15 protein-coding genes and 1 tRNA gene are annotated in these 13,172 nt (G+C 63.5%); 9 read left to right on the forward strand and 7 right to left on the reverse strand.

Annotated elements, in window-relative coordinates:
* The first annotated feature begins 2 nt into the window (after positions 1-2).
* Genes WAO18_RS12845 through WAO18_RS12855 form a run of 3 tightly spaced genes read left to right on the forward strand, consistent with a single transcriptional unit; the run spans position 3 to position 2,221 of the window.
* Positions 3-944, forward strand: a complete 942-nt coding sequence (locus WAO18_RS12845) for an SDR family NAD(P)-dependent oxidoreductase (RefSeq protein WP_422206665.1) — start codon at positions 3-5, stop codon at positions 942-944.
* Between the two features lie 11 nt (positions 945-955).
* Entirely contained in the window at positions 956-1,279 is a 324-nt protein-coding gene (locus WAO18_RS12850) for a hypothetical protein (protein WP_422206649.1), read from the forward strand.
* 30 nt (positions 1,280-1,309) lie between these two features.
* A complete protein-coding gene (locus tag WAO18_RS12855) occupies positions 1,310-2,221 on the forward strand; it encodes an NAD-dependent epimerase/dehydratase family protein (protein ID WP_422206650.1) in 912 nt (303 codons plus the stop codon).
* A gap of 136 nt (positions 2,222-2,357) precedes the next feature.
* Here WAO18_RS12855 and WAO18_RS12860 read toward each other — a convergent pair whose 3' ends face one another.
* The 3 genes from WAO18_RS12860 to WAO18_RS12870 all read right to left on the reverse strand — a co-directional run bounded on the left by WAO18_RS12860 (position 2,358) and on the right by WAO18_RS12870 (position 4,630).
* On the reverse strand, positions 2,358-3,239 hold the full coding sequence (locus WAO18_RS12860) for a PPOX class F420-dependent oxidoreductase (RefSeq protein ID WP_422206651.1): 882 nt from the start codon (positions 3,237-3,239) through the stop codon (positions 2,358-2,360).
* 76 nt (positions 3,240-3,315) lie between these two features.
* On the reverse strand, positions 3,316-3,963 hold the full coding sequence (locus WAO18_RS12865) for an NUDIX hydrolase (RefSeq protein ID WP_422206652.1): 648 nt from the start codon (positions 3,961-3,963) through the stop codon (positions 3,316-3,318).
* A gap of 52 nt (positions 3,964-4,015) precedes the next feature.
* Entirely contained in the window at positions 4,016-4,630 is a 615-nt protein-coding gene (locus tag WAO18_RS12870; RefSeq protein ID WP_422206653.1) for a TetR/AcrR family transcriptional regulator, read from the reverse strand.
* A gap of 126 nt (positions 4,631-4,756) precedes the next feature.
* Here WAO18_RS12870 and WAO18_RS12875 point away from each other — a divergent pair, with 126 nt between their 5' ends.
* The gene (locus tag WAO18_RS12875; RefSeq protein ID WP_422206654.1) at positions 4,757-5,497 is read left to right on the forward strand and encodes an alpha/beta fold hydrolase; all 741 of its coding nucleotides are present in this window, start codon (positions 4,757-4,759) and stop codon (positions 5,495-5,497) included.
* A 59-nt stretch (positions 5,498-5,556) separates the two neighbouring features.
* Here the strand turns inward: WAO18_RS12875 and WAO18_RS12880 are convergent, their stop codons facing one another.
* Positions 5,557-6,294, reverse strand: coding sequence for an alpha/beta fold hydrolase (locus WAO18_RS12880; RefSeq protein ID WP_422206655.1), 738 nt, complete (start codon positions 6,292-6,294; stop codon positions 5,557-5,559).
* Positions 6,295-6,467: 173 nt separating this feature from the next.
* Between WAO18_RS12880 and WAO18_RS12885 the strand changes: the two genes are divergently transcribed.
* Positions 6,468-7,238, forward strand: coding sequence for a hypothetical protein (locus WAO18_RS12885; RefSeq protein WP_422206656.1), 771 nt, complete (start codon positions 6,468-6,470; stop codon positions 7,236-7,238).
* Positions 7,239-7,327: 89 nt separating this feature from the next.
* On the opposite strand, the gene WAO18_RS12890 is transcribed toward WAO18_RS12885, so the two are convergent.
* Together WAO18_RS12890 and WAO18_RS12895 are read right to left on the reverse strand one after the other, a co-directional pair.
* Positions 7,328-8,761: a WS/DGAT/MGAT family O-acyltransferase gene (locus WAO18_RS12890; RefSeq protein ID WP_422206657.1), complete on the reverse strand. Its 1,434-nt coding sequence runs from the start codon at positions 8,759-8,761 to the stop codon at positions 7,328-7,330.
* Positions 8,762-9,136: 375 nt separating this feature from the next.
* Positions 9,137-9,610, reverse strand: coding sequence for a MarR family winged helix-turn-helix transcriptional regulator (locus WAO18_RS12895; protein WP_422206658.1), 474 nt, complete (start codon positions 9,608-9,610; stop codon positions 9,137-9,139).
* A gap of 202 nt (positions 9,611-9,812) precedes the next feature.
* On the opposite strand from WAO18_RS12895, the gene WAO18_RS12900 reads away from it, so the two are divergent.
* From WAO18_RS12900 to WAO18_RS12915, 4 genes are all read left to right on the forward strand, one after another.
* Positions 9,813-10,538 carry an NAD(P)-dependent oxidoreductase gene (locus WAO18_RS12900; protein ID WP_422206659.1) on the forward strand — a complete coding sequence of 242 codons (726 nt, stop codon included), beginning with the start codon at positions 9,813-9,815 and terminating at the stop codon, positions 10,536-10,538.
* Positions 10,539-10,633: 95 nt separating this feature from the next.
* Positions 10,634-11,509, forward strand: coding sequence for an SDR family oxidoreductase (locus WAO18_RS12905; RefSeq protein WP_422206660.1), 876 nt, complete (start codon positions 10,634-10,636; stop codon positions 11,507-11,509).
* Positions 11,510-11,644: 135 nt separating this feature from the next.
* Entirely contained in the window at positions 11,645-12,139 is a 495-nt protein-coding gene (locus tag WAO18_RS12910) for an anthrone oxygenase family protein (protein ID WP_422206661.1), read from the forward strand.
* 117 nt (positions 12,140-12,256) lie between these two features.
* Entirely contained in the window at positions 12,257-12,691 is a 435-nt protein-coding gene (locus WAO18_RS12915) for a YybH family protein (protein ID WP_422206662.1), read from the forward strand.
* A 191-nt stretch (positions 12,692-12,882) separates the two neighbouring features.
* Here WAO18_RS12915 and WAO18_RS12920 read toward each other — a convergent pair.
* Positions 12,883-12,976, reverse strand: a tRNA-Met gene (locus WAO18_RS12920).
* Positions 12,977-13,172: the final 196 nt, after the last annotated feature.

Here is a 13,172-nt window from a genome sequence, read left to right on the forward strand (position 1 = left end):
ACATGAGATTCGATGGCAGAGTTGCCATCGTGACCGGCGCCGGCGGCCAGCCGCCCAGCCTGGGTCGGTCGCACGCCAAGCTACTCGCCGAGCGCGGCGCCAAGGTTGTGGTCAACGATCTCGGCGTCGGCCCGGACGGGCGCGGCATCCTCCGGGCGGATGCCGAACAAGTCGTCGACGAGATTCGGGCCGCGGGCGGTGCGGCGGTGGCCGACCAGCACAGCGTCGCCGACGAAGACAGCGCGCGCGAAGTCGTCCAGACCGCGCTCGACACCTGGGGTCGCCTCGACATTCTGGTGAACAATGCCGGCGTCGCGTTCATCGTCCATTTCGATGAGATATCGAGCGCCGACATCCGCAAAGTGATCGACGTGCACCTGATGGGCACGCTGTGGATGTGCCGTGCGGCTTGGCCGTTCATGCGTGACGCCGGCTACGGCCGGATCGTGAACACCACATCGGGGGGGATGTTCGGGCAGGAAAACCTGACCATTTATGGCACCGCCAAGGGTGGGATCTTCGGGTTGACGCGGGGGCTTGCGATCGAAGGTGCCCCGAGCGGTATCAGGGTCAATTCCCTTGGACCGGCAGCGAACACGTCCGCCATGCACCACCTCCACGAGGCCTGCGCTTTCACGACCATGATGGAGGAACACTTTCCGGCCGACCTCGTATCGCCGGCAGCGGCGTACCTTGCTCACGAGGAATGCGAACTCTCCGGGGCCTACCTGGAGGTCGGGGCCGGAAACGTCGCGATGCGGGTTTTCGGCATGAATGCCGGCTACCACGACGTCAAACTGGACATCGAGAGAGTGCGCGACAACCTCAGGGCCATCGTGGACAAGTCCACGACAACCATCATCCCGGACTTCTGGGAGGCGTCCCCGGGTGCGGGTGGGGCCGCGCAGCTGGGGATCGTCCCGAAGCCCTACGAAGCGGTGTGAGGTAACGGCTGATGCCCTACGAAATCGATCGCGGCGTACTGCTCAAGGTCGCCCAGGAGGTTGTGGGTCTGCCGCTGGAAAGCGGCGAGCCTCTGACGCGCGCGACCCAGTTGCTCGCCGACGAATATCCCGATCTGATCGATCCCACGCCGGGTCGCTGGGTCGGCATTAAGGCGGGCGGCATCCTCGGCAACATCGAGTACGGCAGGGGCGCCGTGGCCACCACGCTGCCGTTCGCGATGGTGGACACGCTGTTCCTGTCGCTGGAATTCGGGTCCGTCCGCAGGTCGACCGTCGAGTTCATCAAGCTGGTCAGGAAACGGGTTCGCCCGTGAAAATTGCTCATGTCTGTCAGAGGAGAGGCCATGCTTCAGGATCGGAAAGTCCTAGTGACCGGCGCGACCGGTCAGATCGCTGGTCCCATCGCTGAGAACTTCGCGGCAAGCAATGAGGTGTGGTGTGCCGCGAGATTCTCCGACCCGGCGCGCAAAACGCAACTCGAGGCATTGGGCGTGAAGACGGTGCTGTGGGACATGGACTCCGGCGATATGTCCGCGCTACCCGACGACTTCACCCACGTCGTGCATTCGGCGCTTCATGTGAGTCCGGACTACGACGAGTCGATCACCAACAACGCTGAAGCATCCGCTCTGTTGATGCAACATTGCCGGAAAGCCGAGGCATTTCTGCATGTTTCGAGCACGTGCGTGTACAAGCGGCACGACGATCATCCCGATCACCTGTATGCCGAGACCGACCCGCTAGGCGGCCTCGCCAGCTATGCAGAGGTGTACCCGGTGATCAAGCTGACTTCGGAGGGATCCGTGCGCGCGGCTGCCCGAATGCTCGATCTTCCCACAACGATCGCGCGGATGAATGTGGGATACAGCTGGACCGGCCACGGCGGGCTACCCGTGATGATGTACCACACGATGAAGGCGGGCCAGCCCTGGCCCGTACCGATCGGTTACTTCAACGTGGGCTCGCCGATCGGCGGTGTGGATATCGGTTTACAAGCGCACAAGCTGCTCGAAATCGCCTCCGTCCCAGCCACGGTCGTGAATTGGGGCGGCGATGATGCCGTCTCGGATGGCGAGATGGGCAAGTACGTCGCAGAGCTGACAGGCATCACCTTGAACCTCGCCGAGAGCCCAATCAGCTTCGACTCGTTCCCCTCGGATAACAGTCGCCGTGAACAGCTCATCGGCAAGTGTTCGACGCACTGGAAAGATGGGATCCGAGACACTTTCGAGCGCCTCGGAATACTCGCGACTTAGCGGGCCCGCGGAAAGCTGACCGGTGCAAGCGCCTTCAGAAGGTCAATGTCAGCGGATGGGCTAACGTTCCGGTGCACGTAACCCGCGGACCATCAACGCCTTCGGTGAGGATCCCATCTTGACGGAGTGGGTTCCCTCATAGCCGATGGAGGTCTGCCCTGGCGATAGGGCGCCCACGGGACGAATCGATTGCCTCACCGGTCGCTGCGTCGTGTTCGGATAGCGGCGACGGGGTCAACTCGGCATGCAGGGTCCGTCCATACTTGAACCGCATCAGCCGGTGTACCGACGGGACCACCACGCCATGAAGGACGGGATACTTGCGCCGCAGCAGCCGAGCTGCTTGTCGGTACTCGGCTCCCTCCAGCAGCCGTGCCCGCGCCGGCAGCATCGGGCCGATCGGCTTGCCTGCCATCGTCGCCGAGCCGAATTCGACGGTCGGGTTGCGCCGAATCCGTCGTGCCTTGATCGCTTGCTCGTACGTGCGGAAGTACGCACGGTCGCCATCCACCGCGATACTGACGGGACTGGTTCCAGCGGTCCCATCCTTGCGAAATGTGGTGAGCCTGATGGTCTTTTGCCGAACGAACGGGACCAGCCGCGGGTCCGTCGCCACGCCGACGTTGCCCAGGACGTAGTTGAGCTGACGTAACCGCAGCACGAACGCGATGATCAACGCCACCGACGCCGCGCCTAGCGCCCAGGCTTGCAGGGCCGAACCGCCGAGGTCGAGGTCTACGGCATGGTTCACGGTGTGCACGGTGTTCGCCACGATGTACCCGGCAAGCACGGTGGCCAACGCATCCGACCAGATCAGCGCGAGCAGCAACAGAACGCCAAGGCCCACCTGGAATGCGCCGACATCGTGCACGAAGTGCTCATGTGCCGGGAACCCGACGGCCTCGGCGAACGAGCGGGGATCGATCAGACACCAGACCCCTATCCCCGTGGTGAGCAACCCTAGTAGTGCCGTGATCGTGACCAGGTACACCCGTGCCGGGGTGCCGATGGGAATCATGCGCCGTCCTCCAGTCGTTTCGTCCACAACTGCTAGACGAGGCTGCACGTCGATGTGTGACAGGCGGCGGTGGCGCTTAGAGGTTGCGGGACATGTAGGCCAGGAGTTCGGCGGTGTACCCCCACAATCGGGTGGTGTCGTCGAGGAAAGCGGCCGGCCCGACCCAGTGGCCGAAGCGGTATTCGTGCCAGCGGGCCGGGTCGGCGAGCTCGGACAACGCGACGGTGAACACCCGACAAGTCTCTGCGGAGTCGACGGGATAAATTGGGCCGGATCGACGCCAATCGGCGATGACAGCGGTGACGTCGAACCCTGACGGATGGATGTGGAGTCTGGGCAGAGTGATCATCGGAACGACGTCGCGCGGATCGAGGCCGATCTCTTCTTCTGCCTCGCGCAGGGCGGTAGCCGCGGGACCACGGTCGGTCGGCTCGCGGGACCCGCCGGGGAAAGCGACTTCGCCTGGGTGGTCCCGGAGTTTGTTGCTGCGCTGCAGGAGAACCGATTCGGGGCCTTGGGGTGACTCGCGAAGCAGGACCAGGACAGCTGCCTGACGGACAGCCACGCTAGTCGCGGCAGGATCGTTGACGCTGAGCTCATCGGGTCGGGCGGCGCTCAGCGCGGTGATGAGCGGGACCAGCGGGTCGGGGATGTCGGCCGGATCGACCAGTCGTGTTGGCGCGGCGATCCATTGGTCAATGGTGTAGGTCGGCTGGCTGGGCATGAGGAGTGTTGAGTCTATGGGGGAAGTCGAGGCAGTGGCGTTTCGGTAGCGCTTACGTGCGCGTGGTCGGCTGCCCTAGAAGGCTGAGCATCGACTTTTTGGCGTGCTCGGCAGCCCGCTCGTCGCCATAGATCTGGCGGGAGGGAGACACGCTAGCGGCCAACGCCTCGAGTCCGAAGCCGATCTGTTCGGCATCGGTGCCCCGGGGTAGGTCTCCGGCCTCAACGGCAATCGCGGCGTCTTCGATAAGTTGTGCGCGCCATCGGCGCATATATGCGGCAAGGGCGTCGTGCACCGGACCGGGGCGGCTGTCGAATTCGAATGAGGCCGCGGCGATGAAGCAGCCGCCCGGGAAGGCAGGACGTCGGGCGTAGTCGATCCAGCTATCGCAGATCGCGAGGAGGCGGGTCAAGCCGGCCGGTACATGCTCGACGGGCCGCCACACCTCGCAACGGAACACCTCGGCCGCGAAATCGAGAGTGGCCAACTGAAGTTCGAGCTTGTTGCCGAATTGACCGATCACGCCGGCTTTGCTCATGCCGAGCGCGGTGGCGAGCCTTCCCAGGGTGAGGCCCTCAAGACCCTCTACCGATGCCATGTCCGCAGCGCGGCTCAGGATCTTCTCGCGAGTGTTAGATGCCTCAACCAACGAACGTCGACCTGCCATGATCCAAATATACCGTACGATCGATCGCTATTGCCTTACGAACGATCGTTCGCTATATTTCCCTAAATCTCGTTTGCGACCACAACACGGCGCCTGCACCGTCATTGCAGGGAAGGAAGGGGAACCATGACCGTCGTCTTCGTCCACGGCGTACCTAACACCGCGGCGGTGTGGGATCCGGTGCGCTCACTGCTGACAGATCACAACACGATCGCCGTGAAGATGCCCGGCTTCGGCTGCGACGGACCTGCCGACTTCAGCGCGACGCGGTACGCATATCGCGATTGGCTGATCAAGCAACTGGAGGCGATGCATGAGCCGGTCGACCTTGTTGGACACGACCAGGGCTCAGTCATCAGCCAAGGCGTCATCCTCGCCCGACCCGATCTGGTCAACAGCTGGACACTCGGCGGGGGGGTTTGCGCGGCCGAATTCCTCTGGCACCCGCAGGCGCGTATCTGGCAGACGTCCGAGCTCGGCGAGCAGTGGCGCGACCACTTTCTCGGCCTCGAAATGGACGCCCGCGCAGCGATATTGGCAGCGGCCGGCGTACCCCAAATCGACGCTGAGCGCGTCGCGGCCGAAATGGACCGGCGGATGCTTGACCACATACTGCCGCTGTACCGGTCCGAGCCATACCTCGAAGACTGGGCGTTCGATCCGACCTCCACGTACCCGCCGGGCCTTGTGCTGTGGGGCAGCGAAGATCCATACCAGGCAACAGAATTCGGACGCTCCGCCGCCGCAGCCGCCGGTGCGCGTTTCCACGAACTCGCGTGCGGGCACTGGTGGCAGGTCGAGCGCACTGAAGAGGTGGCCGCCGAACTGACCAGCCACTGGTCTGATAGCGGCGCGGCCGCCGCCTGACGTCGAATTCATGTCGCGGCCGTTGCAGCATGCCAGCGAAAATTGTTCGGCCGCAAGGCTTACGCGTAGAGCTGACAGCGCTCAATCAGGATGCCGGCCAGCCGTTCCGGTTCACTGATCATCATGAAGTGACACGTATCCATCTCGATGAGCGTCGACACACCACCAAGGGCCTCAATGTATCTGCGCTGTACCTTCGGCGCGAGGGCACGATCCCGCCGAGTCAGAATCCATGTGCGGGGAATGTCATTCGGCATTCCCTGCCGAGATACCTTCTCGCTGAGGATGCGAAGCGATTCCGCGTAGAGCTTGCCGGCCATGAATTGGCGGCGACGTGAAGGAATGCCGTTCATGAACGCGAATCTCGCCATCCACTTCGGCGTTGGGGTCGGCACGTTCTTCTTCGCGATGCGTCGGGCGACTTGCGCGATCAGCCACGGTGAGCTCTCCACAATGGACGTGCCTTCGGGCGGAAGGAATCCGGCGGCGAAGATCATTTCACGCACCCGCGCCGCTCCCAGCTTGGTGACCACCCCGGGCAGCATCATGCCTCCGATCGAATGGCCAACGATGACAATGTCGCCCAATCCGGCGCTTTCGATGTCACCGACCAGCGAGGCGACATAGTCGGCGATATTCATCTCTTGCAGGTCGCCGAGCTTGTTCCCCCGTCCCGGCATGTCGAGGGTCACCACGGTCAACTCCGGCGCCCGCCGATGGATCTCTTCGACGACCAGGCCCCACGAATCAGCGGCCATGCCGCCTCCGTGCACGAGGACCAGCGCGGGTAGTGCCATAACGAATTCCTTCAGTGCCGTAGCCCCTGGACCGCATCGTAAAGGCCGCGGCACGGTGGTACGCCACGATTGCGGGTCAAGTCAGCTAGCTGTGCCCGGGCGCCGCCACCGGATCGGCGTCCCACGAGCTCGTTTCCGTTTATCCTTTGTGGACCTAAGTGGGGACGGTGAGCATGTTTCTCCGCGAGTATGAGCAAAAGTTGGCGCCGCATCTGTCATCGGAACTCGGCGAACCGATTTTGCGCTGCATCGCGCTCAACGCCGCCGGGCTGCACGACAGGATGGAAATGGAGAGTGCCACTACTCTCTGGTGGCGGCCGTCGTTGATCGTCAATGGGCAGCCGCAAACTCGACTGCCGCGGACAATGTTCCTCATCCTGACGCCGACGCGGGTCCTGATCACCGACACCAAGAGCGGCATGAGCGGCCACCGGCCCGTTCTCGGCTCACCGATCCTCACCCTTCAGCGAGGAGACGCCGAGCTGAGCGCCGTCAAAGACGACGACGGCGTCTGGCTTTATCGCCTGAAATCCCGGGCCCAATCAGCGGAACTGGACTTGGAACTGGCGTATAGCGGCCGCGGCATTGCCGCCGAATTGGCCGCCCAGCTGCAGGAGTTCTCGGTCACACAGCCCCCGGCCAGCGCCGAGTCGGAACTGACTGCGCCGCCGGAATCGATCGTCGCGTCGCAGATGCTCGATGCCCGCCGGCGGTACCGGAGAAAGTCATATCGGATGGGCGGCGTCTTGAGTGCCGTGGCTTCGCTAATGCTCTTCGGCTTCGGCGCCTATCAGATCTGGGGGTCTCACGTCTACACACCGACCACGAAGTGGCTGTTCGTTTGGTGCGCAATTTTTGCGGTCGGTGCCGTCTTCCTGTTCATGCCCGAATCGGGGCCTGACCACAGTGCCGAGCCACGGCGAGGACGACACGCTGGCTCGTAGTCGTCGACTTACCGTTGCTACATGTGGCGACCGTCCGCCTGATGCCCCCATGATCAGCACAAGATGAAGCTCTTTACCCCATCGGGTAGTCAGCTCGCCGCAGCGGCCAATGGAAGCGTGGCGCCCAAAGTATGCAGCTTATCGGAAAGCCCTGCAGCCCTGCGTATTTCGATAAATGCATCGATCATCGCGTCGGTCGCCTCATGCGGGTCGACCAGTGTGACATCGTCGGTCAACACGGAGATGGCCAGTTGATCGACGTAGCTCCACACCGTGATGTTCAGGCCACTTCCGGCCACTACCGGCCCGACCGAATAAATTTCGCTTACCGTCGCGCCCTCGATCTGGCCGCGCTCGCGCGGTCCCGGCACGTTGGAGACTGTGAGGTTCATGACGCTGGCGGACTCGACGCGGCGGGCCTGCGTCCGAAAGAACCGCGGCGCAAGCGAGGGCGGCAGGTAGGACAGCCAGGCCGGCAACAAGGTGGGGCCGAGCAACTGGTGATTCTCTTTGGCAATCTTGGTCGCCGTCGACGTCAGTTGCACCCGTTGCAGCGGGTCGTCGATATGAACCGGTAGCGATGGCGTCATGTAAGTGAACTCGTTGCCATCCAAGCGGTCGGGCGAGGTGTTGTAACTGACCGGCACACCGGCAATCAACGGCGCGTCAGCGGATCCGTCGTAGCGCAGCAACAGCCGACGTAACGCACCGGCAGCCGTCGCCAACACCACGTCGTTGAGCGTCACACCGAGGTGCTTACTGGTCTCTTTGACATCGGACAGTGCCAGCGGCGCCGTCGCGAAGCGGCGCCCCGGCGTTACGCGGTGGTTTATGAAGCACTGCGGCGGGGCGAAGTTGCGGGCGAGGTCGGGGTGCGCGCCACGTTCCTTGGATCGGCGTCGCACCCGCGAAACCCCGGTCGCCGTTTCCTGAACCAGCCGAGGAAGTTTGCGGATCAGCCCGACGTGGTCGCGGGCGGCGGCCCGCAGCAGACCCACCCGAGTGAGCGGCTCATCGGCTGAGCCCCACACCGGGAGGTGGGTGGATTGCTGTTGTTCCAGCGCCATAGCCAACTGATTCGCCGACGCGAGGCCGTCGGCCAGCACGTGGTGCACCTTGTGGATGATGGCGATCCGGTTCTCGGCCAGCCCTTCGACGACGTACATCTCCCACAGCGGCCGGCCGCGGTCCAACGGGGTGCTCGCGATCTCGCCGATCAACTGGTCAAGCTCGCGACGGCCGCCGGGAGCCGGGACCCGGGCCTGACGCAGGTGATAGTCGAGGTCAATGTCCTCGTTCTGCACCCACATGGGGTGATGCAATTTCAGCGGGATGTCGACCAGTTGATAGCGAAGCGGTGCCAACGCCATGAGGCGTGCATACGCAACCTGGCGAAACAACTCGAAACTGAAGCCGCCCTGCACGCCCGACACGTCGAGCACGCCGATCTTGAGCGTGTGCATGTGGATCTCGGGTGTTTCGCTGTAGAGCATTAAGGCGTCCACGCCGTTGAGTCGCTTCACATCCCACCCCGTTGGTCAACACCGGCCAGGTCAATCCACATTGGACATCGCGCGAACGTTGGTTGGGTGGCTTTGGCGAAACCCCCTTCTGATTAGCCGGACCGTCCGGGAGAACCCCGGTGCCAGCGATAAGTGCGACTCGATGTGAGCAACGCATGCTGTGTCTCATCAGGAATTTCGAGTGGGGCGGGCGGGCTCGAACCCGCGACCAACGGATTATGAGAACGCTTGATCTGGCCTTTGGTCATCGCAAGCGTTTTACGACCAGTATCGGTCGAGGACGGTTCTTCGTAACCTAATCACCTGTGCCACAGCGTGTTTCATCTATGGGTCGGCACTGGCTTCTACGGCTTACTGATGCCTGCCGTCCCTGCTTCACACCAACTGAGGGTGAACACCGGGGATGAGGTCAGCTCCGGCGGCGATGCGCTGCAGCAGGTGCCTCAGGGTGTCGCGCTCTCGGGAAGACAGCGGTGCAGTGATCTGGTCTTCCAAGGCAGATGCCTGCTTATCGAGCGCGGGGATCAGGCGGCGGGCCTTCGCGGTCAGCGTCACCGCGACTGCGCGACGGTCGTCCGGATGGGGTAGCCGTTTGGCCAGTCCCTGGCTCTCCAGGTTATCGATCGCGGTGACCATCGCGTTCCGATGAATGCCTAGTCGTTCCGACAGCTGGCGTTGCGATTGTCCGTCATCGGCGGCGAGTGCCGCCAGCACCGCATAGGTCCGCGGCTCCACGCCGATTGGAGCCAGCCGGTGTTGGAAGTCGACGCCGACGTACGAGCCTAACTGGGCGAGCAGAAAGGGAATTCGCTCATCGAGTGCCGCGATGCCGCGCTGACCATCATCCATGCCCAGTAGATTAGCACTGGTGAGGACTGTCACAAATCATGATGGCTTGGCCGCGGCGCGTCCTCTCCTACCTGTGGGCGCCGGAGACGTAGGTGCATCCAGCGCCTTGTGGCGAGAACCATACCGAGCCGGTTAAGAATAGCCCTTTACATGACTGTCCTGTTAGATGATGATCATATTTAGTGATTAATTGGAGGTTGTTATGGACATCATCATTTTCGGCGCCAATGGCCAAACCGGCCGTCTGCTCGCCGGGCAGGCACTAGCGGCCGGGCACCGCGTCGTCGCGGCGACCCGCCGACCCGGCGATTTCCCGCTGTCAGACCCAAAGTTGACCGTGGCTGCAGCGGACGTACGCGACCCGGCCACGGTCACCGCCCTTGTTGCGGGCGTCGACGCGGTGCTCTCCACGCTGGGGGTTTCCTTCACGCGCGAGCCCGTCAACACCTATTCAGTCGGCACGGCAAATATCGTCGCCGCGATGCAAGCCTCGGGCGTGCGGCGGCTCGCGGTGGTGAGCTCGACCGGTGCCTACCCCACCAGGCGTACCGAGTTCCCGTTGGCCCTGAAGGTATTTGAGCCGATCATCACGCGAACAATCGGTAAGACGGTCTATGACGACATGCGCCGGATGGAAAATATCGTGCGTGGCAGCACGCTTGACTGGACGATCGTGCGGCCATCAGGACTGTTTGATCTGCCGACACCCACCGACTACCACGCCGGAGAGGTTGATCCGATTGGTGGTTTCACCGCGCGCATCGACCTGGCCCACTACCTGCTGACGCTGGCCGATGACTCCGCAACGGTCGGCAAAACCGTCGTTGTATCGACCACGAGACATACACCCACCGTGTGGCAGATGATCCGCCGAGAGGCACGCTCGAAGCCCGCCGACGACGCGAGCTCCGCCGCGCCAACAACATAGCCAGCACCGACTCTCGTACCAGACCAAAACGTGCACAACACTTCCCGGCGACCATTACCGCGACACAACGCTGCAACCCTGCGAAAGGATCAACCGTGATACTTGTCACCGGCGCAACCGGTACCATCGGCAGGCCCCTTGTCAATGTGCTCGCGGCGACGGGCTATCAGGTCCGCGCCCTCGCGCGCCACACCGGCATACACGCCTACCGCCTTCCTGCCGGTGTCGAGAGTGTCCGCGGCGACGTATCGCGACCCGAGACGATCGTGGCGGCGCTGCATGGAGTCACGACGTTGTTCATCCATCCGCGCGCGGTCGAAGCGGACGCCGCACCCGCGCTGCTGGCGCTGGCCGCCGAACACGGAGTCAAACACGTCGCCGCGCTATCGGCCATCAACGTCGATGACGATCTGGCATGGCAGCCATCGCGGTTCAACGGTGACCGCAACAAGGAGGTCGAGGACGCGGTCATCACCAGCGGCCTGCCGTGGGTGAGTGTGCGGCCCTCTTCATTCGCGGTCAGCGCAACAGGCATGTGGGCCTCTCAGATCCGAAACGGCGATGTCGTGCGCGGGCCATACGCGGGATTCGCCGACCCGTTCATCCACGAAGTCGACGTGGCCTCCGTGCTCGCCCGGGCGCTGCTCGACGACAGCCTTGCCGGACAGAAGATTTCGATCACCGGACCGCAGTCGGTTACCCACGCGGAGATGGTCAGCACCATCGGCGGAGCGATCGGCAGGCCGCTGCGCTACGAGGAGATCTCCCCCTCGGAAGCGGCGCAGGGCATTATCGCGCTAGGGCTGCCACGGTCCTTCGCTGACGCGATGATGGCCCGCTACTCACGGGAGCTGGAGAATCCGTATCCGGTCACCGACGGGGTCGAGAAGACTCTCGGCCGACCCGCACGCAGCTACGCCGAGTGGGTTGTGGATCACGCCAGCGTGTTCCAGAGCTCCCCCGCCGCATGAACCCAGCCGGCAGCCCGACGCACCCCCAAGAGAGATGCCATGACCACACCGCCTGAAATCCACTCTGCGCGTGCCGAATCCTCAAGCAGCACAGGCAACCCGCCGCCGCGGCGGACATCCGACACTATCCGGCGAATGGCACTGTTCGCCGGGTTGTTATTCGGCGGCCTGTTCGCCGGATTCCTTCTCGCGGTCCTGATCCTCGAAGCCAGCCTGCGAAGATCTCCGGTCTCCGTCTATACCCAGGTCCGGCAGGTCGAGCTGGCGCACCTCGACGACCTCGCCACTGTCCTGCTGCCGGCGGCGCTACTCGCCACCGCCACCCTTGTCGTCGTCACGATCCGACGGCCGGGGCGCACGCGCTGGCTGGCCCTGACCGCACTCGTCCTGCTCCTCACAACGTTCATCATCAGCGCGCTGCTCAGCGTTCCCATTAACACGGATCAACAACGCTGGTCTGTCCACGCACCGCCCAGCGACTGGGCCCGCGTGCGCGACCGCTGGCAGATCGCTCATCTCGTGCGCACCACCACCACCGTGTGCGCGTTCATTACCCTTGTGGCAGCGGCCATCACGCAAGCACCACAAGAAGGGCCCGGGGCGCAGGCACTGCGTTGGCGAGGCACATGACGTAGTCGAAGTCCGTTACGTCACCTGCGAACCGCACTGCGGCCGTCGCTCCGGTGATCGCGGAGAATGTAGAAGGAGCCAGTTGACTCATGATGCCCGGGTGAGAAAGAGGACGCCATGGCTGAAGCCGCCGTTCGACAGCACGTAGCAGACGCGGTCGGGGCGATTTGCGCAAAGGACATCGACACCCTCATGGCCCTCTATGCACCCAACATCGTGTCATTCGATATCGGTCCGCTCTTGCGATACACCGGAGCTGACAATAAACGTCGAGCCTGGCAAGAGGTCTTCGCTGCATTTGCGGCTATCTCCTATGAGGTCCGCGAGTTGAACGTCACGGCGCAGGGCGAGCTCGCCTTCGTTCATAGCCTCAACCACATGAGCGGAACCCTGGTTAGCGGTGACATCATCGACCTCTGCGTGCGTTGGACAGCGTGCTTCCGCCGAATCGATGGCCTATGGCTGGTTGTACACGACCACGTGTCAGTTCCGGCAGACCTCGAGCATGGCCAGTCTCGGTTTGTCAGTTCGGATCAGCCTGCCCCTTGGTGAGAGCTGGATGCCGGTGCGTTCAGACCCGACCGCGGCGGCGACCTGGAGGCTAGGCGCCTTCCCCACGGCCGTGTCGCGTCGGCGGATTAGCTAGAGCGCCTTCCCTCGCCCAAGCGCCGGTATTTCGCCGGTATTTTCCGGCCTGCCGGCGCGACGACTACCGCCAACAACGCCTCTACCAGCCAAAATGCGTGGGCGGGCGGGGCTCGAACCCGCGACCAACGGATTATGAGTCCCTTTTCAGCGCTTCCGCGACCAGCGAAAACGGTCAGCTCAAACCGCCCAAACCGCTTCCGTAGAGCCATTTTTAACCGTTGCCGGTACGGCTACAAATCGCCCCCAGCCGCCGGGGTGACGCCGGGGTGAGCTCCGGGTCTGACTGTCAGCGAACTGGCGGCCGGAGGTGACGCCGTAGCTCCAGGGCCAGTGCCACGGCCAGCCGTCGCTCCCCTGGCGGATAGCCCAGCAGCTCGGTCGCGCG

The organism is Mycobacterium sp., from assembly GCF_049278535.1.
Taxonomy (GTDB): Bacteria; Actinomycetota; Actinomycetes; order Mycobacteriales; family Mycobacteriaceae; genus Mycobacterium.